This window comes from Micrococcus sp. iso_26, assembly GCF_056172975.1.
The window spans coordinates 1,381,726-1,407,012 of sequence record NZ_CM149652.1; the positions used below are offsets into that span (position 1 = coordinate 1,381,726).

Annotated in this window: 19 protein-coding genes; 13 read left to right on the forward strand and 6 right to left on the reverse strand. The window is 73.7% G+C overall.

What is annotated here, in order from left to right; all coding sequences use genetic code 11:
- Positions 1-222 precede the first annotated feature (222 nt).
- From AC0VX0_RS06340 to AC0VX0_RS06350, 3 genes are read left to right on the forward strand one after another with little or no spacing between them, the layout of a single operon-like run.
- Positions 223-1,254 (forward strand): 3-oxoacyl-ACP synthase III, encoded by a 1,032-nt coding sequence (locus AC0VX0_RS06340; RefSeq protein WP_002858168.1) that lies wholly within the window; start codon positions 223-225, stop codon positions 1,252-1,254.
- 18 nt (positions 1,255-1,272) lie between these two features.
- On the forward strand, positions 1,273-4,209 hold the full coding sequence (locus AC0VX0_RS06345; RefSeq protein ID WP_073116525.1) for an alpha/beta fold hydrolase: 2,937 nt from the start codon (positions 1,273-1,275) through the stop codon (positions 4,207-4,209).
- Positions 4,206-5,279: an NAD-dependent epimerase/dehydratase family protein gene (locus tag AC0VX0_RS06350; protein WP_073116527.1), complete on the forward strand. Its 1,074-nt coding sequence runs from the start codon at positions 4,206-4,208 to the stop codon at positions 5,277-5,279. Before AC0VX0_RS06345 ends, AC0VX0_RS06350 begins: the two co-directional genes overlap by 4 nt.
- A gap of 227 nt (positions 5,280-5,506) precedes the next feature.
- Here the strand turns inward: AC0VX0_RS06350 and AC0VX0_RS06355 are convergent, their stop codons facing one another.
- On the reverse strand, positions 5,507-7,612 hold the full coding sequence (locus tag AC0VX0_RS06355; protein WP_073116530.1) for a DNA gyrase/topoisomerase IV subunit B: 2,106 nt from the start codon (positions 7,610-7,612) through the stop codon (positions 5,507-5,509).
- 252 nt (positions 7,613-7,864) lie between these two features.
- Between AC0VX0_RS06355 and AC0VX0_RS06360 the strand changes: the two genes are divergently transcribed.
- A complete protein-coding gene (locus AC0VX0_RS06360; protein WP_002858172.1) occupies positions 7,865-8,074 on the forward strand; it encodes a DUF7455 domain-containing protein in 210 nt (69 codons plus the stop codon).
- A gap of 65 nt (positions 8,075-8,139) precedes the next feature.
- Here AC0VX0_RS06360 and AC0VX0_RS06365 read toward each other — a convergent pair whose 3' ends face one another.
- From AC0VX0_RS06365 to AC0VX0_RS06375, 3 genes are all read right to left on the reverse strand, one after another.
- Positions 8,140-9,672 (reverse strand): RNA polymerase sigma factor, encoded by a 1,533-nt coding sequence (locus tag AC0VX0_RS06365; protein ID WP_251393409.1) that lies wholly within the window; start codon positions 9,670-9,672, stop codon positions 8,140-8,142.
- Positions 9,673-9,832: 160 nt separating this feature from the next.
- Positions 9,833-10,891: a DUF4192 family protein gene (locus AC0VX0_RS06370; RefSeq protein ID WP_144818934.1), complete on the reverse strand. Its 1,059-nt coding sequence runs from the start codon at positions 10,889-10,891 to the stop codon at positions 9,833-9,835.
- Between the two features lie 36 nt (positions 10,892-10,927).
- Positions 10,928-11,884, reverse strand: coding sequence for a PAC2 family protein (locus tag AC0VX0_RS06375; protein WP_044659523.1), 957 nt, complete (start codon positions 11,882-11,884; stop codon positions 10,928-10,930).
- A gap of 233 nt (positions 11,885-12,117) precedes the next feature.
- On the opposite strand from AC0VX0_RS06375, the gene AC0VX0_RS06380 reads away from it, so the two are divergent.
- From AC0VX0_RS06380 to AC0VX0_RS06395, 4 genes are all read left to right on the forward strand, one after another.
- Positions 12,118-13,650 carry a leucyl aminopeptidase gene (locus AC0VX0_RS06380; protein ID WP_044659535.1) on the forward strand — a complete coding sequence of 511 codons (1,533 nt, stop codon included), beginning with the start codon at positions 12,118-12,120 and terminating at the stop codon, positions 13,648-13,650.
- Between the two features lie 115 nt (positions 13,651-13,765).
- Positions 13,766-15,145: a dihydrolipoyl dehydrogenase gene (gene lpdA / locus AC0VX0_RS06385; RefSeq protein ID WP_036383063.1), complete on the forward strand. Its 1,380-nt coding sequence runs from the start codon at positions 13,766-13,768 to the stop codon at positions 15,143-15,145.
- A gap of 98 nt (positions 15,146-15,243) precedes the next feature.
- The gene (sucB, locus tag AC0VX0_RS06390) at positions 15,244-17,109 is read left to right on the forward strand and encodes a 2-oxoglutarate dehydrogenase, E2 component, dihydrolipoamide succinyltransferase (protein ID WP_044659522.1); all 1,866 of its coding nucleotides are present in this window, start codon (positions 15,244-15,246) and stop codon (positions 17,107-17,109) included.
- Between the two features lie 18 nt (positions 17,110-17,127).
- Positions 17,128-17,472: a hypothetical protein gene (locus AC0VX0_RS06395; RefSeq protein ID WP_010078527.1), complete on the forward strand. Its 345-nt coding sequence runs from the start codon at positions 17,128-17,130 to the stop codon at positions 17,470-17,472.
- Positions 17,473-17,588: 116 nt separating this feature from the next.
- Here AC0VX0_RS06395 and AC0VX0_RS06400 read toward each other — a convergent pair whose 3' ends face one another.
- On the reverse strand, positions 17,589-19,262 hold the full coding sequence (locus AC0VX0_RS06400; RefSeq protein ID WP_136939965.1) for a serine/threonine-protein kinase: 1,674 nt from the start codon (positions 19,260-19,262) through the stop codon (positions 17,589-17,591).
- Between the two features lie 108 nt (positions 19,263-19,370).
- Between AC0VX0_RS06400 and lipB the strand changes: the two genes are divergently transcribed.
- The 3 genes from lipB to AC0VX0_RS06415 are packed head-to-tail and all read left to right on the forward strand — an operon-like array spanning position 19,371 to position 21,915.
- Positions 19,371-20,072, forward strand: coding sequence for a lipoyl(octanoyl) transferase LipB (gene lipB / locus AC0VX0_RS06405; RefSeq protein ID WP_377635811.1), 702 nt, complete (start codon positions 19,371-19,373; stop codon positions 20,070-20,072).
- Entirely contained in the window at positions 20,069-21,076 is a 1,008-nt protein-coding gene (gene lipA, locus AC0VX0_RS06410) for a lipoyl synthase (RefSeq protein WP_036383060.1), read from the forward strand. The genes lipB and lipA overlap by 4 nt, the downstream gene beginning before the upstream one ends.
- A 26-nt stretch (positions 21,077-21,102) precedes the next feature.
- Complete coding sequence (locus AC0VX0_RS06415) at positions 21,103-21,915, forward strand: DUF4191 domain-containing protein (protein ID WP_036314203.1); 813 nt, start codon at positions 21,103-21,105, stop codon at positions 21,913-21,915.
- Positions 21,916-22,037: 122 nt separating this feature from the next.
- On the opposite strand, the gene AC0VX0_RS06420 is transcribed toward AC0VX0_RS06415, so the two are convergent.
- Positions 22,038-22,538 carry an RDD family protein gene (locus AC0VX0_RS06420; protein WP_049146950.1) on the reverse strand — a complete coding sequence of 167 codons (501 nt, stop codon included), beginning with the start codon at positions 22,536-22,538 and terminating at the stop codon, positions 22,038-22,040.
- 151 nt (positions 22,539-22,689) lie between these two features.
- Here AC0VX0_RS06420 and glnA point away from each other — a divergent pair, with 151 nt between their 5' ends.
- Positions 22,690-24,114, forward strand: coding sequence for a type I glutamate--ammonia ligase (glnA, locus tag AC0VX0_RS06425; protein ID WP_036314201.1), 1,425 nt, complete (start codon positions 22,690-22,692; stop codon positions 24,112-24,114).
- 153 nt (positions 24,115-24,267) lie between these two features.
- Positions 24,268-25,272 (forward strand): LLM class flavin-dependent oxidoreductase, encoded by a 1,005-nt coding sequence (locus AC0VX0_RS06430; RefSeq protein ID WP_036314199.1) that lies wholly within the window; start codon positions 24,268-24,270, stop codon positions 25,270-25,272.
- The last annotated feature ends 15 nt before the right edge of the window (positions 25,273-25,287 follow it).

The following is a 25,287-nucleotide window of genomic DNA, read 5'->3' on the forward strand; positions in this document are numbered from 1 at the left end:
AGTCAGTCGGACGTCTCAGTCGGACGTCGTGACATCGCCGGACGGCGCCGGGCCGACGACGCCCTGACCGTGTCCGCGGACTGGCCCGGCCCGGGGCGACCCTGTTCGCCTCGGGCCGATCGACGCCCCCGATGGGCGCCCCGCCCGACCCCTCCGATACAGTGGGCTGTCGTCTCACCGCAGGTGAGCGCCCCCTCCCCGACCCCCCGCAGATTGGTCCTGGTGACGAACGTGTCCGGCAACGCCAGCTACGAGTACTCCCGCGCCGCCCTCCTGGCGGTCACCGAGGTGGAGGCCCCCGTCGAAGTCACCTCGCAGGACCTCGACGACCAGCTGGCGGAGGTGCTCACCCGCCTGCGCCTGCCCGGCTCCCTCCTGGAGCGGGTGGCCGGTGTGCGCAGCCGACGGAACTGGGACGAGACCGAGGACTTCCAGGAGGCCGCCGCCCGCGCCGGCGTCGCGGCCCTGGAGCAGGCCGGCGTCCCCCGGGAGCGGGTGGGCCTGCTCGTGAACACGTCGGTCACCCGGGCCACGCTCGAGCCCTCCGTGGCCGTGCGGATCCACCACCTCATGGGGCTGCCGACCTCGGCCACCAACTTCGACATCACGAACGCGTGCCTCGGGTTCGTCAACGGCCTCATGCTCGCCTCCACCCTGGTGGACGCCGGCCAGATCGACTACGCGGTCGTGGTCGCCGCCGAGGACGCCTCGAAGGTGCAGGCCGCCACCGTGGCCAACCTGCACGCCGAGACCACGCACCGCGGCAACTTCATGGAGCAGTTCGCGTCCCTGACGCTGGGCTCCGGGGCCGCCGCCGCCGTCGTCGGCCGCATCGAGGACCATCCGGACGCCCACCGGATCGTCCGCGGGATCACCCGCGCCGGCACCGACCACCACGGCCTGTGCGTGGGCGACCACCACGGCATGTACACCGACTCCACCGCCCTGCTCAAGGACGGTCTCGAGCTCGTGATGGACGCGTGGCACGACGTCCCGGCGGAGTGGGCGTGGCCGGAGGCCGACCGGTTCATCACCCACCAGGTCTCGCAGATGCACACCGACGCGATCGCGGAGTCCGCCCACCTGGACCCGGCGCGCATCCCGACGACGTTCCCCACGCTGGGCAACGTCGGCCCGGCGTCGCTGCCCATCACCCTCGTGCGGGAGATGGACGCCCTGGAGGACGGGGACACGGTGGTCTGCCTGGGCGTGGGCTCGGGTCTGAACACCGCGATGCTCGAGATCGAATGGTGAGCTGAAGGAGCCAGAGCCATGCCCCAGATCCCCGCCGCCCCCGCCGCCCTGCCGCCGGCCGACCGACTGCCCGGCTGGGACCCGGCGTGGTCCCGCCTCGTGGAGATCCGCTCCGCCGCGGACCCGGAGGGGACCGTGCGGACGCTGCACGTGGCGGACACCGGTCCCGTGCTCGCGGCGGCCGGGGCGGAGATCGTCGGCACGATCGTGGCGTTGCACGGCAACCCGACGTGGTCCTGGCTGTGGCGGTCCCTGCTCGCGGAGACCGTGCGCCGGGCACGCCGGGGCATGGCCGCGTGGCGCGTCGTGGCGCCGGACCAGCTAGACATGGGCTTCTCCGAGCGCCTCGCGCACGCGGGCTCCCCGTCCGCCGCGTCGATGGGCCGTGCCGGCGACACCTACCGCACGCTGGGCGGCCGCATCGCCGACCTGGACGCCCTGCTGGCGGCTCTCGGGCTGCGCGACCTGGCAGCCACCGGCCACCCGCTGATCACGCTCGGCCACGACTGGGGCGGCGTCGTGTCCCTCGGCTGGGCGGCGCGTCATCCGGAGCTGGTGGCCGGCGTCGCGACCCTGAACACCGCGGTCCACCAGCCCGAGGGGGCGCCGATCCCCGCCCCGCTGCAGGCCGCCCTCGCCGGGCCCGTCCTGCCGGCCTCCACCGTCACCACGGACGCCTTCCTGTCCGTGACGACCTCCCTCGCCACCCCGGCCCTCGACCGCGAGACCCGGGCCGCCTACCACCTGCCCTACGACACGGCGGCCCGACGCGGCGGCGTCGGCGGCTTCGTCGCGGACATCCCGGCCGACCCCGGCCACGGCAGCCATCCCGAACTGCAGCGGGTGGGCGAGGACCTCGCCGCCCTGGGTCGCACCGACGTGCCCGCCCTCATCCTGTGGGGCGCCGACGACCCGGTCTTCCTGGACCGCTACCTCGACGACCTCCGCGACCGCCTGCCCCACGCGCGCGTGCACCGCTACGAGCAGGCGGGGCACCTGCTCGTGGACGACCGCGACATCACCGCGCCCCTGCTGCAGTGGGCCCAGCTGCTGCGCGGCGGCCAGCTCTCCGACCCCGCCTCGGGGCTGCCGGGCCCCGTCCCGCACGCCACCGCCGACGCGGCCGCCGACCCGGGCCTGGAGGTGGACCTCGGGGAGGAGCCCGGAGCCCGCGAGCCCGGCGTGGTCCGACTCTGGGACCACCTCCGCGACTGGGGCGCCCCCGGCTCGGACCACCGCGAGTACACCGCGCTGGTGGACATGGCCGGCGCCCAGGCCGGCCGCTCGCTCGTGGGCACCGCCCGCCGACCCGTGGCCGTCACCTGGGGCGAGCTGCAGGAGATGGTCTCGGCCATCGCCACCGGGCTGTGGGCCGCGGGCATGCGGCCGGGCGACCGGGTCGCCATGCTCGTGCCGCCGGGCCGGGACCTGTCGGCGGCCCTGTACGCCGTGCTGCGCGTGGGCGCCGTCGCCGTGGTGGCGGACCAGGGCCTCGGCGTCAAGGGCATGACCCGGGCGATGAAGTCGGCCCGCCCCCGCTGGATCATCGGCCGCACCCCCGGGCTGACGCTGGCCCGCGCCCAGTCCTGGCCGGGCACCCGGATCTCCGTGACCGAGCCGGGCGCCGCCCAGCGCCGCCTGCTCGACGTCTCCGACTCGCTCTACGCGATGGTCGACCGCCACCGCGACCCGGCCGCGGGCGACGCCGTCGACGAGCACGGCACCGTGCTGCCCGAGCCCGCCCTGGACGCGGACGCCGCGGTGCTGTTCACCTCCGGCTCCACGGGCCCGGCCAAGGGCGTCGTGTACACGCACGAGCGGCTGGGCCGCCTCGTGGCGCTGATCTCCCGCACCCTGGGCATCCGCCCGGGCGGCTCCCTGCTCGCCGGCTTCGCCCCGTTCGCGCTGCTCGGACCCGCCCTCGGCGCCGCGTCCGTCTCCCCGGACATGGACGTCACCCAGCCGGCCACCCTCACCGCGCAGAAGCTGGCCGACGCCGCGATCGCCGGGCAGTCGAGCGTGCTGTTCGCCTCCCCCGCCGCCCTGGCGAACGTGGTCGCGACCGCCGACGGCCTCGACGCGCCCCGGCGCGAGGCCCTCGACGCCGTGCGCCTCGTGCTCTCGGCCGGCGCCCCCGTGCACCCGCAGCTGATGCGGCAGGTCTCGGACCTGATGCCGAACGCCCGGGTCCACACGCCGTGGGGCATGACCGAGGGGCTGCTGCTCACGGACATCGACGGCGCCGAAGTGCAGCGCCTGCGCGCCGCCGACGACGAGGGCGTCTGCGTGGGCTCCGCGCTGCCCACGGTGTCCCTGGCCATCGCGCCGCTGCTCGAGGACGGCAGCGCCGAGGACGTCATCCTCGACCCCGCGCGGGGCCACGGCGTCCTCGGCGAGATCGTGGTCAGCGCCCCCCACCTGAAGGACCGCTACGACGCGCTCTGGCACACCGACCAGCAGAGCAAGCGCGACGGGCTGTGGCGGCGGGACGGCCGGGTCTGGCACCGCACCGCGGACGTCGGCCACTTCGACGCCGAGGGCCGCGTCTGGCTCGAGGGTCGGCTCCAGCACGTGATCACAACGCCCGAGGGCCCGGTCGGTCCGGGCGGGCCCGAGAAGACCGTCGACGCCCTCGGGCCGGTGCGGCGCAGCGCCGTCGTCGGCGTCGGGCCCCGGGGCACGCAGGCCGTGGTCGTCGTCGTGGAGGCGGCCGTGCCGGCCACGCGCCCGGCGCGGCGCCCGGGTCACCACCGGGACGGCCGGCCCAAGCAGGGCCTCGCCCCGACCGCGCTGGCCTCCGCCGTGCGCGCGGCCCTCGAGCCGCTGCCGGTGGCCGCGGTGCTCGTGGCCGATGAGATCCCCACGGACATCCGGCACAACTCCAAGATCGACCGCGCCCGGGTGGCCGACTGGGCGGAGGCCGTGCTCGCCGGCGGGAAGGTGGGTGCGCTGTGAGCGGCTTCGGCTACGACGTCGGCCTCGATGCCGCCGGCATGCCCGACCTCGTCGAGCGCCTCGAGTCGCGCCGCGTCCTGGTGACCGGCGCCTCGGGGCTGCTGGGCGCGGGCGTCGCCCGGGTGCTCGCCGATGCCGACAACGACGTGACCACCCTGCAGCGGCGTCCCTCGGGCGTGCCCGGTGCGCGGGACGTGCGCGGGTCGGTGACCGACCCGGCCGCCGTCGAGGAGGCCCTGACCGGCGCGGACACCGTGGTGCACGTGGCCGCGAAGGTGTCCGTGTCCGGCCCCAAGCACGAGTACGAGGCCGTGAACGTCGAGGGCACGCGCATCCTCCTGCACGCCGCGCAGCGGCACGGCGTGCGACGCTTCGTCCACGTCTCCTCCCCCTCCGTGGCGCACGCCGGCGACTCCATCGTCGGCGAGGGCGCCGGAGCCGCCAGCCCCGAGCACGCGCGCGGACCCTACGCCCGCACGAAGGCGGCCGGCGAGCGTCTGGCCCTGGCCGCCGACCGCGACGACTTCCGCGTCCTCGTGCTGCGCCCCCACCTGATGTGGGGGCCCGGGGACCTGCAGCTCACCGACCGGATCGTGCAGCGCGCGCGGGCCGGGCGGATGCCCGTGCTCGGCACGGGCGCTCCCCTGGTCGACACGCTGTACACGGCCAACGCCGTCGAAGCCGTGGTGGCGGCCGTGTCCGCGGCGGACGTGCACCACGGCGAGGCCCTCGTGGTGACCAACGGCGAGCCGCGACCGGTCGGCGAGCTGATCCGCCAGATCGCGCTGGCGGGCGGCGCCACGGAGCCCGAGCGCCGCGTCCCGGCGGGCCTGGCCCGGCGCGCCGGCGCCCTGATCGAGCGGGCGTGGGAGCGTGACCTGTTCGGGCTGCGGTCCCGGGGCGTGGGCTCCGACGACGGCGAGCCGCCGCTGACCGAGTTCCTCGCCGAGCAGCTCTCGACCGCCCACTGGTTCGACCAGCGTCGCACCCGTGAGGTCCTCGCGTGGACGCCGACCGTGAGCATCGACGAGGGCCTGCACCGCGTCGCGGCGTACTACCGCGACCGCTGACGTCCGCCGCGGTCGGCACGGGCGCCCGCCCAGGGCTTTCGTTCGGGAAACGGCGCGGGTCACGCCGCTTTCGTTCGGGAAACGGCGCGGGTCACGCCGCTTTCGTTCGGAGAACGGCGGCGGCCGCAGCGTCGTGCCGGGGGCCTGCGGCGCCGTCGTCTCGGTGCCCGCCGTTTCCCGAACGACGACGCTCCTGGGGCCGCCGTTTCCCGAACGAAAGTGGGGGGTCAGGCGTCGATGCGCTCGCGGTCCAGCTCGTCGGCATGGGAGACGATGAAGTCCTTGCGCGGGGCCACCGCGGAGCCCATGAGCAGGTCGAAGACGCGCTCGGCGGCCTCCACCTCGGCGATGTTCACGCGGCGGAGCATGCGGTGGCGCGGGTCCATCGTGGTCTCGGCCAGCTGGTCGGCGTCCATCTCGCCCAGGCCCTTGTAGCGCTGGATCGGCTCGCGGTACGAGCGACCCTCCCGCTCCAGGCGGGCGAGCGTCGCGTGCAGCTCCTGCTCCGAGTACGTGTAGATGACCTCGCGTTCCTTCACGCCGCGGGTCACCGCCTCGATCCGGTGCAGCGGCGGGACGGCCGCGTACACGCGCCCGGCCTCGACCATGGGCCGCATGTAGCGGAAGAAGAGCGTCAGCAGGAGGGTGCGGATGTGGGCACCGTCCACGTCCGCGTCCGTCATCAGCACGACCTTGCCGTAGCGGGCCGCGTCCAGGTCGAAGCTGCGCCCCGCGCCGCCCCCGACGACCTGGATCAGCGCCGCGCACTCGGCATTGGCCAGGATGTCCGAGACGGAGGCCTTCTGCACGTTCAGGATCTTGCCCCGGATCGGCAGCAGGGCCTGGAAGTCGGAGGACCGGGCCAGCTTGGCGGTGCCGAGCGCCGAGTCGCCCTCGACGATGAACAGCTCCGAGGAGGCGACGTCGTTGCTGCGGCAGTCCGCCAGCTTGGCCGGCATCGTCGAGGTCTCCAGGGCGTTCTTGCGCCGCTGGTTCTCCTTGTGGGTGCGCGCGGAGATGCGCGACTTCATCTCCGCGACGACCTTCTCCAGCAGCGTGTGCACCTGCTGCTTCTGGGCGCGGGCCGTGGAGGTGAGGCGGGCGGTCAGCTGCTTCTCCACCACCTGGGAGACGATCCGCCGCACCGCGGAGGTGCCGAGGATCTCCTTGGTCTGTCCCTCGAACTGCGGCTCGGCGAGCCGCACCGTCAGGACAGCGGTCATGCCGGCCAGCACGTCGTCCTTCTCCACCTTGTCCGACCCGGCCTTGAGCCGGCGCGCGTTGGCCTCGACCTGGGCGCGGAACACCTTCAGCAGTGCCGCCTCGAACCCGGACTGGTGGGTGCCCCCCTTGGGCGTGGCGATGATGTTCACGAAGGACCGGAAGACGGTGCCGTAGCCGACGTCCCAGCGCAGGGCGACGTCCACCTCGCACGTGCGCTGCACATCCTGCATGGAGGTGCGCCCGTCCTCGCCGAGCACCGGGACCCGCTCCTTGAAGGTGCCGGAGCCCTGGATCCGCCACACGTCCGTCACCGGGGTGGCGGGCGTGAGGTGCTCCACGAACTCGGAGATGCCGCCGTCGTACTGGAAGACCTCCTCGACCGGGCCGTCGGCGCCGGGCGTGCCGGGTCGGCGGCGCAGGTCCTTGACCGTGATCCGCAGGCCCGGGATCAGGTAGGCGGTCTGGCGCGCCCGCGCCTGGAGCTCCTCGGCGGAGAACGTCGCGTCCTTCACGAAGATCTGCTCGTCCGCCCAGTAGCGCACGCGCGTGCCGGTCTGCCCACGTTTGGCCTTCCCGACGACGTCCAGCGGCGAGGCGTCCGTGGACGGCTCGAACGGGGCGTCCGGCGACGGGCGCGACCCGTCCTGGAAGCGGCCCGGCTCCCCGCGCCGGAACGACATCTGATGGACCTTGCCCCCGCGCAGCACCTGCACGTCCAGGCGCGAGGACAGGGCGTTGACCACCGACGCGCCCACGCCGTGCAGGCCACCCGAGGCGGCGTAGGAACCGCCGCCGAACTTGCCGCCGGCGTGGAGCTTGGTGAACACCACCTCGACGCCGGACAGGCCGGTGCGCGGCTCCACGTCCACGGGGATGCCGCGCCCGTTGTCCTCGACCTCGACGGAGCCGTCCGGATGCAGGGTGATCTCGATCGACTGCCCGAAGCCGGCCAGGGCCTCGTCCACCGAGTTGTCGATGATCTCCCAGAGGCAGTGCATGAGGCCGCGGGAATCGGTGGAGCCGATGTACATGCCCGGCCGCTTGCGGACGGCCTCGAGCCCCTCCAGCACGGAGAGGTGGCGGGCGTTGTACTCGGTGTTCGCGGGCACGGGGGCGGGCCTTTCGGTGGACGACAGCGGCCGGTCCAGCCTACTCCGCGGGCCGGACACGCCGGGCTCCGCGCCGGACGTCGCGGGCCGCCCGGCTGGGCTCCTCGCGTACGCGGGTGGCGAAACGCGGGTGGAGGGCGGGCGCGCGGGGAAGTTCCCTGCCATCCTTGCTGTTCCATGGGACAAGAGGAGGACCGGCCCGCCCCACCGGCGTCGTCGCCCTCCAGCCCCGAGAGACCCGAGGAGGACACCATGTCCATCACCGCTGTGGCCGAGCCGGCCGCCCTCACCCGTTCCGACCGCTGCGACCGCTGCGGCGCGCAGGCCTACGTCCGCGCCGTGCTGCACTCCGGCGGTGCCCTCCAGTTCTGCGCCCACCACGCCCGCGCCGTCGAGGACGCGCTGCGTCCCCAGGCCGCGCTGTGGCAGGACGAGACGGACCGCCTCACCGCCGGCGCCTGAGGCGCCCGGTATGACGAAGGGCCGGACCCCCGCGGGGGTCCGGCCCTTCGTCATGCCGCTCCGACTCAGTCCAGGTAGTCCCGGAGCACCTGCGAGCGGGAGGGGTGACGCAGCTTGGACATGGTCTTCGACTCGATCTGGCGGATCCGCTCGCGCGTCACGCCGTAGACCTTGCCGATCTCATCCAGCGTCTTGGGCTGGCCGTCGGTCAGGCCGAAGCGCATGGCGACGACACCGGCCTCGCGCTCGGAGAGCGTGTCCAGCACCGAGTGCAGCTGCTCCTGGAGCAGCGTGAAGGAGACGGCGTCCGCGGGCACGACGGCCTCGGAGTCCTCGATCAGGTCGCCGAACTCGGAGTCGCCGTCCTCGCCGAGCGGGGTGTGCAGGGAGATGGGCTCGCGGCCGTACTTCTGCACCTCCACGACCTTCTCCGGGGTCATGTCCAGCTCCTTGGCCAGCTCCTCCGGGGTGGGCTCGCGGCCGAGGTCCTGGAGCATCTGCCGCTGCACGCGGGCCAGCTTGTTGATGACCTCCACCATGTGCACCGGGATGCGGATGGTGCGGGCCTGGTCCGCCATGGCGCGGGTGATGGCCTGTCGGATCCACCACGTGGCATACGTGGAGAACTTGAAGCCCTTGGTGTAGTCGAACTTCTCGACGGCGCGGATCAGGCCGAGGTTGCCCTCCTGGATGAGGTCCAGGAACAGCATGCCGCGGCCGGTGTAGCGCTTGGCCAGCGAGACCACCAGACGCAGGTTGGCCTCGAGCAGGTGGTTCTTGGCCTTGCGCCCGTCCGCGATGATCAGCTGGATGTCCCGGCGCTCGCGGTAGTCGTCGGAGGCCTCGTGCTGCACGACGTGCTCGGCGTAGAGGCCGGCCTCGATGCGCATGGCCAGGTCCACCTCCTGCTCGGCGTTGAGCAGGGCGACCTTGCCGATCTGCTTCAGGTAGTCCTTCACCGGGTCCGCCGTGGCGCCCGCCACGACCACCTGCTGCACCGGGGCGTCGTCCTCGGAGTCGTCCATGACGAACGCGCCCTTGGACTGGGCCACCTTCTGGCCCGTGGCGGCCTTCGTGCCGGTCACGGCCTCCGCGTCCATCGCCGGGCGCTCCGGAGCGTCCGAGCCGTCCGCGTCCTCGTCATCCGAGTCCTCGGTGGCGGTCTCGTCCTCCACCACGTCCTCCTCGACGGCGTCGGCGGCCTCGGTGCGCTCGCGCGCCTCGACGAACTCCTCGTCGTCCTCGGCCTGCTCGGCGGAGGCGGCGGAGGCGGTGGCCTTCTTGCCCCGGGTCGTGGCGGTCTTCTTCGTGGCGGTGGTCTTGGCCGCGGCGGGCTTCCGGGTCGTCTTCTTCTTGGCCGTCGGCGTGGCAGCGGTCTTGGTCGCCGCCGACTTCGCCGCGGTCGTCCGCGTCGTGGCGCCCTTGGTCGTGGCGCTCTTCGTGGCGGTCGACTTCTTGGCTGCCGTGGAGCGGGTGCGCGTGGTCGTGGCCCCGGAGGCAGTGGTCTCCTTGCCGTCCTGCGCACCGCTGGTCGTCGAAGTGGTCACTCGAGGCCTTTCCGTCTCGTCCGCGGCCACCCGCGGATCCTTGCAGTCCATATACACGTGACCCTGTCAAGTCCGGGCCTCGGACGACCGACGTCGTCCGGGCCCGTCGACTGCAGGGTCCGCCAGTGCCAACGACGGCTGTGACCGATCTATTCCGAACCCGGGAAACGGGGTGCGATCGGCCGTGCCGTCGTGAAGCCGCATCATTCTCTCATGGGCCGCCACCGTCGGGCCGCCACGCGGTGGCCGGGTCGGTCGCCCAGCCGGCGACGCACCCCGCGGCCACGATGCGTCGCAGGACGGAGACGAACGGGTCGCCGGGGTTCAGCGCCGCCGCCGCGGTCAGGTGGGCGTCCGCGTCGGAGCCGTGGCCGCGGGCCCAGCCGACCCACCCGGCCAGCGCCAGGGCCTGCGCCGCCACGGCCGGCGTCGCGACGGGCACGAGCGCGCGCAGCCCCGCCCGCAGGGCGTCCAGCCGATCCCAGGCCGGCGCCCGGCCCGAGGCCGCGGTGAGGATCCGTTCCTCGTCCCCCGGATCCCCCGTGGCCGCGCCGGACGGCGCGGCGGCATGGAGCAGCAGGCCGTCGCGCCAGGCCGGACGCGTCAGCGGCGAGCCCAGCACGGCGGGTGCGGGCGCGCCGCGGTCACCCACCGCGCCGGTCAGCACCGACTCCCACTGCGCCAGCCACGCGCGGCGTGCCGCGGGCGCGTCCTGCTCGGGAGGCCGCCACCGCGCGTCGTCGGCCCGGGCCGCCGCGGGACCGCGGCGCGGGACCGGGTCGGGCACTGCTGCACGGTCCCAGACCGAACCGCGGGTCATCAGGTGCAGGGACAGCGGCGCGGCTCGGGGGTCGAGCGGGCCCTCCTCGGCGACGCCGCTCCCCCACCAGGGGCGCGCCCGTCCCCGCGCGCACGTCCAGGCCGCGGTCAGGGGGCGACCCGCGGACGCCAGGGCGTCGTCGAGCGCCGCGGCCCAGCCGGGACGGGCGAGCGTGGCCCGGGCGCCGTCCGGCAGCGCGAGGCAGAGCGTCGCGTCCGCGGCTGCGTCCCGCCGGCACACCTCGGCCACGGCGCAGGCCCAGGCGCCGACGTCGACCTCCTCGGGAGGCAGGTCGACCCGCACCACGGCGCGCAGGCGCCCGTCGCGCAGGGTGAGGAGGACCAGGCTGCCCTCGGGCAACCGCCCGAGGGCGTGGCCGACGTAGGCGAGCAGGTCCTCCGGGCCGCGGGCCGGCAGGACGGGGACGTCGAGTGAGGTGGGGGCTTCCATGCCGCCACCCTGGCCGACCGGGCGCCCGCGGTGGGATCAGTCCCCGTCGCCGGTGGACGGACGGCCGGGTCCGTCCTCCTGTGCAGGAGCGGACCCGCCGCCGGCGTCCCGCGCGGCGAGGTACGCCTCGACGGCGGAGGCGAGTTCGTCGCCGTCGGGCAGGCCCTGCTCGGTCTCGAGCAACGACCGCTCCTGGTCCTCGGCGTTCTGGTCGTAGTTGCGCTCCAGGCCGGCGATCATCTGCTGGATCTCCCCGGACCCGGAGACCTGGCGCTCCAGCTCGGCCTCGATGTCCCGCGAGGCGTCTCGCAGGTCGTCCGAGGGCAGCATGAGCCCCATGGCGGCCCCCGCGTACTCGAGCGCGGCCACGGCCGCCTGGGGGAAGGACGCCTCGGCCACGTAGTGCGGCACATGGACGGTGTAGCCCGCCGTCGGCAGGTCCGCCTCCTCGGCGCGCAGCTCGAGCATCTGCAGCAGCCCCGCGACGATGTCCGCCTCCGGGCTCCAGGTGGACAGCCCCTCGACGGCGTCGGCGCGGGACCCGTGGGTCGTGACCCCGAGCCGCCGCGTGTGCGGCACGGGCAGCGGGGCCGCGTCGAGGAAGGTGAGCGAGTCCACCTCCCACTCCTGCGCGAGGCCGAGCACGGCCTCCGTCACCGCCTGCCACCGGAAGTCCGGCTCGGGGCCGGACAGCAGCAGGAAGGGGTGGCCGAGCAGGTCCTCGACCAGCTGCACCTCGAGCGCGGGCAGGCGCAGATCACGGTAGCGGTCCCGGTCGAACCGGAGCCGGGGACGCCGGGCGCGGTAGTCGAACATCGAGTCGACGTCGAAGGAGACGACGGTCCGATGGGTCAGGTGCTCGTGCAGCGCGGCCCGCACCTGCCGAGCGACCCGGCCCGCGTCCATGTGCCCGGTCAGGGCCACGAGCATGCCCAGGCCGGGGGGCACGGGCGCCCCCTCATGACGGGTGTACAGCGGCGCGGCGTCCTGCACGTCTCGTTCCCCTTCCGGTGGTCCGTCTGCGGGAGAGCCGTCCCCGCCGCCCGGATGGCGGCGGACGCGGATCCCTCCCTGTCCTCTGGCGTCAGTCAACCACGGCACGGCACCCTCCTATTCCGCGCCCGCGCGCCCTGGACGGGCGCGCGAGCCCTCTGGCTAGGATGACGCGGGACGGCCCGGCCCACCCCGCCGGGCGCATCCCCCACCCCCGGAAGAGAGGCCCGTCCGTGATCACCCTGGACCGCCCGACCCTGACCGCCCGCGCCCTGGAGGACTTGACCGCCTCCGCCCTCGTGGTGGGGGTGGGCACCGGCCCGGACGGCCCCGTGCTCCTGACGGACGCGCTGCCGGCCGAGGCGGCCACCGCCCTCGAGGCCTCGTTCGAGCTGCTGGGCGTGCGGGGCGCCGAGGACGAGGTCCATCGCCTGCCGGGCCTGGGCGGCGTGCCGGTGCCGCTGCTGGTCCTGGCCGGCGTCGGCGGTCTGGACGACGACGGCGAGGCCGCGGACGAGTCCCTGCGCCGCGCCGCCGGGGCTGCCGTGCGCTCCCTGGCCGGCACCGACGCCGTGGCCCTGGCCCTGCCGGCCGACACCCCGGCCCGACTGGCCGCCGTCGCCGAGGGCGCCGTCCTGGGCGCGTACGCCTTCACCGCCCAGAAGTCCGAGCGCGCCCGCGCCGAGACGGACACGTCCCGTCCCGTCCGCGAGGTCGAGGTCGTCACCCCGCTCGCCGCCGCGGACGCCGACCCCGTGCTGCGCCGGGCCGCCGTCGTGGGCGACGCGGTCTGCGCCGTGCGCGACCTGGTGAACACGGCCCCCTCGCACCTCTACCCGGCCACGTTCGCGGACGCCGTCGCGGAGGACCTCGCGGACTCGTCCGTGAGCGTGGACGTGTGGGACGAGGACCGCCTGCGCGCCGAGGGCTTCGGCGGCATCCTCGCGATCGGCCAGGGCTCCTCCCGCCCGCCGCGGCTCGTGCGCATCGAGCACGCGCCGGCCGACGCCGCCGCGCACATCGCGCTGGTGGGCAAGGGCATCACCTTCGACACGGGCGGCATCTCGCTGAAGCCCGCCGCCTCGATGATGACGATGAAGTCGGACATGGCCGGCGCCGCCACCGTCTTCGCCGTCGTGCGCGCCGCCGCGGCCCTGGACGTCCCTGTGAAGGTGACCGGCTGGCTGGCGCTGGCCGAGAACATGCCCTCGGGCACCGCCATCCGCCCGTCCGACGTCATCACGATGTACGGCGGCAAGACCGTGGAGGTCATGAACACGGACGCCGAGGGCCGCGTCGTCATGGCCGACGCCCTCGTGGCGGCCACCGACGAGCGACCCGACGCGGTGCTCGACGTGGCCACCCTCACCGGTGCCCAGCTGGTCGCCCTCGGCGTGCGCCACACGGGCGTCATGGGTGACGACGCGCTGCGCGACGAGGTCGTCGCCGCGGCCGACGCGGCCGGGGAGCTCGCGTGGGGCATGCCCCTGCCGGAGCAGCTGCGCGCCTCGCTCACTTCGCGCGTCGCGGACATCTCCAACATGGGCGACCGCTTCGGCGGCATGATGACCGCCGCCACCTTCCTGCGCGAATTCGTCGACGCCGGACGGTCGGAGGGCGACGCCGCCGCACGGACCCCCTGGGCCCACCTCGACATCGCCGGCCCCTCCTTCAACGAGTCGGCCGCGTACGGCTACACCCCGCAGGACGCCACCGGCGTGATGGTGCGGACCCTGGTGGGTCTCATCGAGGGGCGTGCCCGGTAAGGTTGGTCCCGATGTCCACCGCGTCCCCGGCCGCGCGGCCCGCCGCCGACGGCCGGGGGTGGCGGTGACGCACCACCACCACGATCCACCGACCCCAGCACCAAGGAGCAACACCGTGGCCGACAAGGCAACCGCTCAGGAATTCGACGTCCTCGTCCTCGGCGGTGGCTCCGCCGGGTACGCCGCAGCCCTGCGTTCCGTGCAGTACGGCAAGTCCGTCGCCCTCGTGGAGAAGTCCAAGGTCGGCGGCACCTGCCTGCACTGGGGCTGCATCCCCACGAAGGCCTACCTGCACGCCGCCGAGGTGGCCGATGAGACCCGCAACGCCGCCAAGTTCGGCGTCAACGCGACCCTCGAGTCCGTGGACATGGCGAAGGTGCGCGACTACAAGGACGGCATCGTCGCCGGCAAGCACAAGGGCCTGGCCGGCCTGCTGAAGATGCGCAAGGTCCAGGTCATCGAGGGCGAGGGCAAGCTCGTCTCGAAGAACGAGGTCGAGGTCGACGGCACCCGTTACACGGCGGAGAACATCGTGCTGGCCTCCGGCTCCGTGGCCAAGACCATGGGCCTGCCCATCTCCAAGAAGATCATGACCTCCACGGAGGCCCTCGAGCTGGACTACACCCCGAAGTCGGCCATCGTGCTCGGCGGCGGTGTCATCGGCTCCGAGTTCGCGTCCCTGTGGAACTCCTTCGGCGTCGACGTCACCATCATCGAGGGCCTGAAGACCCTGGTCCCCAACGAGGACCCGGCGATCATCAAGGTCCTCGAGCGCGAGTTCAAGAAGAAGGGCATCAAGACCAACCTGGGCACGTTCTTCGACAAGGTCGAGGAGACCGACTCGGGCGTCAAGGTGACCCTCGCGGACGGCAAGGAGTTCGAGGCCGAGGTCTGCCTCGTCGCCGTCGGCCGCGGCCCGAACACCGAGGGCCTCGGCTACGAGGAGCAGGGCGTCAAGATGGACCGCGGCTTCGTCCTCACCGACGAGCGTCTGCACACCGGCGTCGGCAACATCTACGCCGTGGGCGACATCGTTCCTGGTCTGCAGCTGGCGCACCGCGGCTTCCAGCAGGGCATCTTCGTGGCCGAGGAGATCGCCGGCAACAAGCCGATGGTCGTCGAGGACATCAACATCCCGAAGGTCACCTTCACCGAGCCGGAGATCATGTCCGTGGGCTACACCCAGCCCAAGGCGGAGGAGGAGTTCGGCAAGGACAACGTCGAGGTCGCCGAGTACAACCTGGCCGGCAACGGCAAGTCCTCGATCCTCGGCACCGGCGGCATCATCAAGATGATCCGCCAGAAGAACGGCCCGATCGTGGGCGTGCACGGCATCGGCAAGCGCATCGGCGAGCAGATCGGCGAGGCGCAGCTCATCGTGAACTGGGAGGCCTACCCCGAGGACGTCGCCCAGTTCGTGCACGCGCACCCCACGCAGAACGAGGCCCTGGGCGAGGCCGCCATGGCCCTGTTCGGCCACCCGCTGCACAGCTGACCCACCGCACTGACCATCCCGGGCCCGTGCGTCGGGCCCACCTCGCAACCCCGGGTGGGCGCCCCCGGCGCCCACCCCTCATGAGGAGCATCGGAACCATGTCTGAAACCGTGAACCTGCCCGCCCTGGGCGAATCCGTCACCGAGGGCACCGTGACCCGCTGGCTCAAGGCCGTCGGCGACGAGGTCGCCGTCGACGAGCCCCTGGTGGAGGTCTCCACCGACAAGGTCGACACCGAGATCCCGTCCCCCGTGGCCGGCGTGCTCGAGGAGATCCTGGTCGAGGAGGACGACACGGTCGAGGTCGGCGCCCCGCTGGCCACGATCGGCGACGGCTCCGGCGGCGGCTCCGCCGACGCGTCGGAGGACGACGCCGCGGCCGAGGAGCCCGCCGTCGAGGAGGCGCAGCAGGACGACGCCCAGCAGGAGCCCGCAGGCGAGCCGGCTCCGGAGGAGCGCGCCTCCACCGACCAGGGCTCGGACGGGGCCCCGTCGGCCGGCGGCGAGGCCTCCGAGGTCACCCTGCCCGCGCTGGGCGAGTCCGTGACCGAGGGCACCGTGACCCGCTGGCTGAAGTCCGTCGGCGACGAGGTCGAGGTCGACGAGCCGCTGCTCGAGGTCTCCACCGACAAGGTCGACACCGAGATCCCCTCCCCCGTGGCGGGCACCCTCCTGGAGATCCGTGCGGAGGAGGACGACACCGTCGAGGTGGGCGCCGTCCTCGCACTCGTCGGCTCCGGCTCCGCCGGCGGCGGCTCCGCCCCGTCGGAGGGCTCCTCCGGTCAGGACGAGGCGTCCGCCGAGGAGATCGAGGACAAGGCGACCGAGGCCGAGGCCCCCGAGGAGACCGAGGAGGCCGCCGAGGCCGCCGGCGCCGAGAAGTCGGAGAAGACGCCCGAGGCGTCTCCGTCCGAGGAGGCCTCCCGGCGCGAGTCCGCTGAGCGCGACTCCGCGCAGGCCGAGTCCGCCGAGGCGCCCTCCGCCACCGAGCCCGGCCAGGGCTACGTGACCCCGCTGGTGCGCCGCCTGGCCCACCAGAACAACGTGGACCTGTCCACGGTTCGCGGCACGGGCGTCGGCGGCCGCATCCGCAAGCAGGACGTGCTCGCCGCCGCGCTGGCCTCGCAGGCCGCCGCGGGCGGGTCCGAGGCTCCGGCCGAGCAGGCCTCCGAGGCTGCCGCCCCGTCGTCCGCCCCGGCCGCTGCGTCCGCCCCGGCCGCGAGCTCCTCCGTGGACCCCTCGGTCCGCGGCGAGGTGGAGAAGGCGCCGCGCATCCGCCAGGTCATCGCCCAGCGCATGCGCGAGTCCCTCGACCTGTCCACCCAGCTGACCCAGGTGCACGAGGTGGACGTCACCCGCATCGTGCAGCTGCGCAAGAAGGCCAAGGCCTCCTTCCAGCAGCAGGCCGGCGTGAACCTGACGTACCTGCCGTTCATCACCAAGGCGGTCGCCGAGGCCCTCAAGCAGCACCCCAAGCTGAACGCGTCGTTCTCCGAGGACAACAAGGAGATCACCTACCACGCGTCCGAGGACATCGCGATCGCCGTGGACACGGAGAAGGGGCTGCTGGTGCCCGTCATCAAGGACGCCGGCTCCCTGAACCTGACGGGCCTCGCCCAGAAGATCGCCGACGTGGCCGAGCGCACCCGCACGAACAAGATCTCGCCGGACGAGCTCTCGGGCGGCACGTTCTCGATCACGAACATCGGCTCCGTGGGCGCGCTGTTCGACACGCCGATCATCAACCAGCCGCAGGTCGCGATCCTGGGCACCGGTGCGATCGTCAAGCGCCCCATGGTGGTGACCGACGCGGACGGCAACGACTCGATCGCCATCCGCCACATGATGTACCTGTCCCTGACCTACGACCACCGCCTGGTGGACGGGGCCGACGCGGGCCGCTTCCTGACGACGCTGCGTCAGCGTCTCGAGGGCGGCGAGTTCGCCAACGAGCTGGGTCTCTGACGGAAAGGGAGAAGGACTGTGGATATCCTGCACAGCATCCTGGTGGCCGTGCACATCGTGTCCGCCGCAGCGATCGTGGGCGGTTGGTTCGCGCACTTCCGCAACCCGACCGTCACCACCTCGCAGTGGTGGGGCTCCGTGGGCATGATCGTCTCCGGCGTGGTGCTTTTCGGCCTCGCCATGAGCGGGGAGCCGAACCACATGAAGCTGGGCGTCAAGTTCCTGATCGGCGTCATCGTCTTCGTGGCCGCCCTGATCGGCCGCCGCAAGTCCAACCGCGGGGAGGTCGTGCCCACGGGCCTGGCCCACGCGGTGGGCGGTCTGGGCCTGGTGAACATCCTGGTCGCCGTCCTCTGGCAGTGATCAGCCCAGGCGGCTGACGCCGCACCACGCCGCGGGCCCCGGGGAGCTTCTCCCCGGGGCCCGCGGCGTCCCCCCGTCTGGACCGCCGGCCTCCGGCGCTGGATCCGGGCCCGGGGTCAGCGCGGATCGACGGTCTCGACCCGCCACGTCCGACCCGCCGCGCCGCCGTCCCGCCCCTCGGGGCCCTCTCCGTGGCCGCTGCGCAGGACCAGCACGACCTCCTCGGCCGTCGCCTCCCGGTGGGCCGCCACGCGTCCGACGCGGTCCAGCACGGTGTGGGCCGACGTCCGGAGCACGGCGTCGACACGCAGCGCGTCGTCCCCGGCCCGCCGGGCGGGTCCGGCCTGCTCCACCGTCACCTCGAGGCCGGAGAAGGCGAACCCCTCGTCCGTCAGCCGGCGCAGCAGATCCCGGTCGTTCTCCCACGCCGGTCCCCCGGGCACGGCGTAGGCGTCCAGTCGCGCAGGCTCCGGGTCGATGAGCGCGGCCGTCCGGGCTTGGCCGACCGCGGCCAGCGCCTCGCCCACGTCGACGGCGTCCTCACCGGCGGCGTCCTCCCCGGGGGCACCCGCGTCCGGCACCCTCGCCGGCGTCCCGCTCTCCGGCGTCCCGTCCGCCGGGCGCGCCGCGTCCACCGAGGTGCCGGCCGGCACCGCGCCCGCCGGCTCCGGCTCCCCCTCCGTCGCGTCGCCCAGGGACGCCGGCCACCACAGCCCCACGGTGCCGCCGCCGACGGCCAGCGCGGTGGCCAGCCCGGCGGCCACGAGGACGCCCCGGCGTGGCGCCGCCCCCCGTCGGCGCACGAGCGCGCGCCGTCCCGGAGCCGCGCGTCGTCCCCGGCGTCGCCGCGTGGGCCCGGAGCCCGGCAGCACCGTGGGCAGCAGGTGCGCCACCTCGGCGGGGGCGGCCTCTCCCAGCGGGACCGGCTCGGGCCGGGCCGTCGCGTATACGGCGGCGGCGGCCTCTTCCGCACTCGGCCGCGCCGCCGGGTCCGGGGAGAGCGCCGCATCGAGCAGCAGCGCGAGCTCGGGGGACGCTTCGGGGACCAGGACGGGCAGCGGCGCCCGATGCCCGGCGGCGCCCGGCGCCCGACCGGTGAGCGCGTACCAGCCCAGGGCGGCCCACGCATGGACGTCACTCGGCGCCCCCACCGCCGGAGACGCCCCCGGTTCCGCCCCGGCCCCCTGCACCGCGGCGAGCGCCTCGGGGGCCGCGAAGCCCGGCGTCGCCCCGGCCCCCGACGCCCCGCCGACCACGCGGGCGACGCCGAGGTCGGCGAGGGCCGGGCTGCCGTCGACGCCGAACAGGACGTTCGCCGGGGACACGTCGCCGTGCACCACCCCCTCGCGGTGAAGGCACGCGAGAGCCTGCGCGATCGGGACGAGCACGGTGACGGCCTGCCCCGGGCTCAGGGGTCCGACCCGCTGCACCATGTCCTGCAGCGTGCCGGCCGCGCGGTGCTCGGTGAGGACCCCGAGGCCCCGGTCCGTCTCCACCACGCCGAGCACGCGCAGCAGATGGGGATGCGCGACCCGTCCGGCCTGCGCCTCCGCCGCCAGGGCGTCCGGCGCCGCGCCGGCGCGGGGCACCTTCAGGGCGGACCGGACGCCCCGGCCGTCCTCGACGAGCCAGACCTCCGCCTGGGCGCCCGCGCCGAGCAGCCGGACGGGTGCCCAGCCCGGGGCGCGCGGCGCAGCCGTGCCCGGCTCCGACGTCCTCTCCGGTTCCGTCTCCGGCCCGCCGCCGACGCGTCCGGCCGCGCCGCCGTCCGCCTCGTCCCAGTCCCGCATCCGGCTCCCCTCTCCGCCACGCCGTCCGTTCCATCCCAGGGTGCCGCATGTCCCCGGGCGTCACGGCGGTTGTCCACAGGTCCGGGCCCGAGGACTACAGTGGACGTCATGCCCGAGACCCTTCTGCCGCCCCTGCGCGTGCTCGGCCTGGCGCCCGACCTGGTGGACTACCACGCCGCCTGGGACGCCCAACGCGCCCTGCACGCGGACGTCGTCGCCGGCCGCTCCGACGGCGAGTCCCTCCTCCTGGAGCACGAAGCCGTCTACACGGCCGGTCGCCGCACCGAGGACGCCGAGCGCCCCACGGACGGCGCCCCCGTCGTGGACGTGGACCGCGGCGGCAAGATCACATGGCACGGCCCGGGCCAGCTGGTCGGCTACCCCGTGGTCCGACTGCGCGACCGTGCCCACGTCAAGGACTACGTCTGGTTCCTCGAGGAGCTGCTGATCCGCACCGCCGCCGAGTTCGGCGTCACGGCCGTCCGCGTGGACGGGCGGGCGGGCATCTGGGTCCTCGCGGACCGGGACGACGACGGCACGGCCCGCCCGGACCGCAAAGTCGGCGCCATCGGCCTGTCCATCCACGACGGCGTCTCCATGCACGGCTTCGCGCTGAACTGCTCCAACTCCCTGGCCCCCTACGAGGGGATCATCGCGTGCGGCATCACGGACGCCGCCACCACCACCCTGTCGGTCGAGACGGGCCGGACCATCACGCCGGCCGACGTCGTCCCGGTGCTCACCCGTCATCTGGACGAGCTCGGGCCGGCCTTCATCGCCGTCACCCCCACGGAAGGAATCCCCGCATGAGCCTCGCCCCCGAAGGACGCCGCCTGCTGCGCGTGGAGGCGCGCAACGCCGAGGTGCCCGTCGAGCGCAAGCCCGAGTGGATCAAGGCCAAGGTCCACATGGGCCCCGAGTACATCGGCCTGAAGAACAAGGTCAAGTCCGCCGGCCTGCACACCGTGTGCGAGGAGGCCGGCTGCCCCAACATCTTCGAGTGCTGGGAGGACCGCGAGGCCACGTTCCTCATCGGCGGCGACATCTGCACCCGCCGGTGTGACTTCTGCGACATCACCTCCGGCAAGCCGCGTCCCCTGGACATGGAGGAGCCGCAGAAGGTCGCCGAGAACATCCGCGAGATGGACCTGCGGTACGCCACCGTCACGGGCGTGGCCCGTGACGACCAGAAGGACGGCGCGGCGTGGCTCTACGCGGAGACCATCCGCCGCATCCACGCGCTCAACCCGGGGACCGGCGTCGAGATCCTGCCGCCGGACTTCGGCGCGGTGCCGGAGCTCGTCCAGCAGGTGTTCGACGCGCGGCCCGAGGTGTTCGCGCACAACCTGGAGACGGTGCCGCGCATCTTCAAGCGCATCCGCCCGGCCTTCACGTACGAGAAGTCCCTCAGGGTGCTCACGATGGCCAAGGCCGACGGGCTCGTCACCAAGTCCAACCTCATCCTGGGCATGGGCGAGGAGGACCACGAGATCGACCAGGCCCTGGTGGACCTGCACGAGGCCGGCTGCGACATCATCACCATCACGCAGTACGTGCGGCCCTCGAAGCTGCACCACCCCATCGACCGCTGGGTGAAGCCGCAGGAGTTCGTCCAGTGGTCCCAGCGCGCCGAGGAGATCGGTTTCCAGGGCGTCATGGCGGGCCCGCTGGTGCGCTCGTCGTACCGCGCGGGCAAGCTCTACGCGCAGGCCATGCAGCGCCTCGGCCGGACCCTGCCGGAGAACCTGGCGCACCTGGCCGGGGAGAAGACCGCCCGCCAGGAGGCCTCCGCCGTCGTCGCCCAGATGTCCTGAGCCGCCCGACTAGACTGGACCCCGCCATGACGAAGAACAGCCAGCCCCCCGCGTCCTCCTCCGGCTCCACCTCCGCCACGCTCAAGGAGGTCAAGGCCATGCAGCGCGAGCGTCGCCTCCGCGAGAAGGAGCAGGCGAAGGCCCAGCGCCGGGACAAGCGCGCCACGAAGGGCCCGGGCGTGATCTCCCAGCTCAAGCAGGCCTACGCCATGACCAAGGCGCACGACCCCAAGGTCGGACTGTGGATGCTGCTGGCCTTCCTGGGCGCCCTGGTCGTCGGCCTCGTCATCGGCCTCCTGCTGGACAACTGGATCACGTGGCTGCTCATCGCGATCCCGTTCGGTGTGCTCGCCGCCGTCGTCATCCTGAACCGGAAGGCGCGCCGCGCCGGGTTCGCCCAGCTCGAGGGCCGCCCCGGCGCCGCCGGCGCCGCGCTCTCCACGCTGGGCCGCGGCTGGATCGTGTCCGAGCAGCCGGCCGCCGTGAACCCGAAGACCCAGGACCTCGTCTACCGCGCCGTGGGCCGGCCGGGCGTCGTGCTGGTGACGGAGGGCCCCTCCCCCCGCGTCGCCGCGCTGGTGGTCAAGGAGGAGAAGGCCATGCGCCGCTTCCTGCCCGGCGTGCCCGTCACCGTGGTGGAGTCCGGCAACGGCCAGGGCCAGGTCCCGCTGCACGAGCTGCCCGGCACGCTCAAGGGCATGAAGAAGGCCCTCACGGCGCAGGAGGTCCAGGCCGTGGACAAGCGTCTGACCGCGCTCAACACCAACCGGCTGCCCATCCCCAAGGGCGTCGACCCGAACAAGGTGCGCCCGAGCCGGCGCGCCATGCGCGGCCGCTGAGCGCCGACGCACCCGCGCGAAAGGGGGGCGCCCCGCCGAGGATTCGGCGGGGCGCCCCCCTTTCGTCGTGTCCGGCCTCGCGTCGAGTCGGATCCGGCGTCGTCCGGCGCGGGCCGGTGCGCTCACATGCGGATCTCGACGGTGCCGGCGACCTTGTCGTGCATGCCGCGGCCGTCCGGGCCGACGACGACGGCCGGCAGCACGAGGCACAGCAGCGCCGTGCGCACCACCACGCGGTGCACGGGGGCGGTCCGGCCGCCGAGGCGCACCACCTGGGTGCGGCACACGGCCTTGCCCACGGTGGTGGCCAGCAGGGTGATGCCCAGGATGTGCATGGTGGCGAAGACCATCAGGGTGGCGATCGCGTCGGAGTCGAAGAGCAGCCAGGACACGCCCAGGGCCAGGAACCAGTCGATCACGAGGGCGACGGCGCGGCGGGCCGCAGTGGCCATCGAGGTCGGGCCGTGCTCGGGCAGGCCCAGCAGGTCCCCCGGCCAGCGGCCGCCGGCCAGGCCGCCGCCCGGACCGTCCACCCAGCCGGCGAGGTCGCGCCGGGTGATCAGCGGCTCGTCGCGGCGGGTCGGTTCGGGCTCTTGCGCGGGGTCGGGTGCTCTGCGTGCCACCGGCCCAGCCTACCGGCGCGGAACCGCGAGGCTCGCCGTGGGGCGTCACCGACGCCCACGGAGGCCGCCGGGCAAGTAGGGTGATGACACCCGCCACGCCAGCGCCGCCGTGCCGGACATGCCACCATCGTCACGACCACAGGAGCGCACCATGTTCACCTCCCCCGCGGACGTCCTCGCGTACATCAAGGATGAGGGGATCGAGTTCGTCGACGTCCGCTTCACCGACCTCCCCGGCATGCAGCACCACTTCAACGTGCCCGCCTCGAGCGTCGACGAGGACTTCTTCGTCACGGGCCAGCTCTTCGACGGCTCCTCGATCCGGGGCTTCGCCGGCATCGCCGAGTCCGACATGCAGCTCATCCCGGACGTCGCGACGGCCTTCGTGGACCCCTTCCGGGTCCGCAAGACCCTCACGATGAACTTCTCCATCGTGAACCCCCGCACCGGCGAGCCCTACCTGCGCGACCCGCGCGGCGTGGCCCAGCGCGCGGAGGCCTACCTGAGCTCCTCCGGCATCGCCGACACGGCGTTCTTCGCCCCCGAGGCCGAGTTCTTCATCTTCGAGGACGTCCGCTACGAGTCCTCCCCCCGCGGCTCGTTCTACGCCGTGGACTCGGACGAGGCCTGGTGGAACGCCTCCCGCGAGGACGAGGGCGGCAACCTGAGCCACAAGACCGGCCTCAAGGGCGGCTACTTCCCCGTCTCCCCCACGGACAAGCAGGCCGACCTGCGCGACGAGATCTGCTCGGTCCTGGCCGAGGTCGGCCTCGAGGTAGAGCGCTCCCACCACGAGGTGGGCGCCGCGGGCCAGGCGGAGATCAACTACCGCTTCAACACGCTGACCCACTCGGCGGACGACCTGCAGAAGTTCAAGTACGTCGTCAAGAACGTCGCCAACATGTTCGGCAAGTCCGCGACCTTCATGCCCAAGCCCGTCTTCGGCGACAACGGCTCCGGCATGCACTGCCACCAGTCCCTGTGGAACGGCGGCGAGCCGCTGTTCTTCGACGAGAAGGGCTACGCGAACCTCTCGGACACCGCCCGCTGGTACATCGGCGGCCTGCTGAAGCACGCCTCCGCGGTCCTGGCCTTCACCAACCCCACGGTGAACTCCTACCGCCGCCTGGTGCCGGGCTTCGAGGCCCCCGTGAACATGGTTTACTCGCAGGGCAACCGCTCGGCGGGCATCCGCATCCCGATCACCGGCTCCAACCCGAAGGCCAAGCGCATCGAGTTCCGCGCCCCGGACGCCTCGGGCAACCCGTACCTCGCGTTCGCCGCGCAGCTGATGGCCGGCCTGGACGGCATCCGCAACCGCATCGAGCCGGCCGAGCCGATCGACAAGGACCTCTACGAGCTGCCGGCCGAGGAGGCCGCCGACATCCAGAAGGCACCCGCCACCCTGGACGAGGCCCTGAACGCCCTCGAGGAGGACCACGAGTTCCTCCTGGCCGGCGACGTGTTCACCGAGGAGCTGATCGAGACCTGGATCGCGTACAAGCGCGAGATGGAGATCGCCCCGCTGGCCCTGCGCCCGAACCCCTACGAGTTCGAGCTGTACTACTCGGTCTGATCCGCCCGCCGCGGCCCCGACGACGGCCGTTCGTCTCCCACGCCGGAGGCGGGCGGCCGTCGTCGTGCCCGGCCGCGGAATAGTCCGGGGCCGGTGGGCGCTGGATCTGTGGAGACCTCCGCCCGGCCGGGCGGCCCGCAGACCAGGAGCACCATGACCGAGCACACCGCCCCCACCCCCCTGCCGCTGTCCCTGCTGGACCTCGCCCTCGTCCGCGACGGCGCCCCGATGGGCGAAGCCTTCGCCGAATCCGTGGAGCAGGCCCGCGTCGCCGAGGCCGCCGGCTTCCGGCGCGTCTGGTACGCGGAGCACCACAACATGCCCTCCATCGCCTCCTCCGCCACGGCCGTACTCATCGCGCACGTGGCCGCGCACACCGACTCGATCCGCCTCGGCTCCGGCGGCGTCATGCTGCCCAACCACTCGCCGCTGGTGATCGCCGAGCAGTTCGGCACCCTGGCCGAGCTGCACCCCGGCCGCATCGACCTGGGCCTGGGTCGCGCCCCCGGCACCGACCAGCGGACGCTGCAGGCGCTGCGCCGGGATCCGTCGGCGGCCGAGCGCTTCCCGCAGGACGTGCTCGAGCTGCAGGGCTACCTCACCGGCCAGAGCCTGATCCCCGGCATCGACGCCTACCCCGGCAAGGGCACCAACGTCCCGCTGTACATCCTCGGCTCCTCGGCGTTCGGCGCCCAGCTGGCCGCGCAGCTCGGCCTGGGCTACGCGTTCGCGAGCCACTTCGCACCGCAGATGCTCGAGCATGCGGCGCGCCTGTACCGGGAGCACTTCGAGCCCTCCGAGGCCCTCGCGGAGCCGCACTTCATCGCGGCGGCCAACGTGATCGCCGCGGACACCGAGGAGGTGGCCGAGCGGGAGTGGCAGGCCGCGCAGCGGGCGCGCATCCGGATGATGCTCGGCCGGGGCCGCACCCTCACCGACGACGAGGTCGAGATGCTGCTGCACTCCCCCGCCGGTCAGCAGGTGCTCGGGATGCTCGAGTGCACGGCCGTGGGCACCGGCCCGACGACGGCGGCGTGGCTGCACGACTTCGCGGCGCGGGTCCAGGCGGACGAGCTGATCATCACGACGGCGGCCCAGGACGCCGGCGTGCGGCGACGCACCCTGGAGCTGCTCGGGGAGCACGTCGTGCGCGCCTGAGCCGGCGCTCGCGAC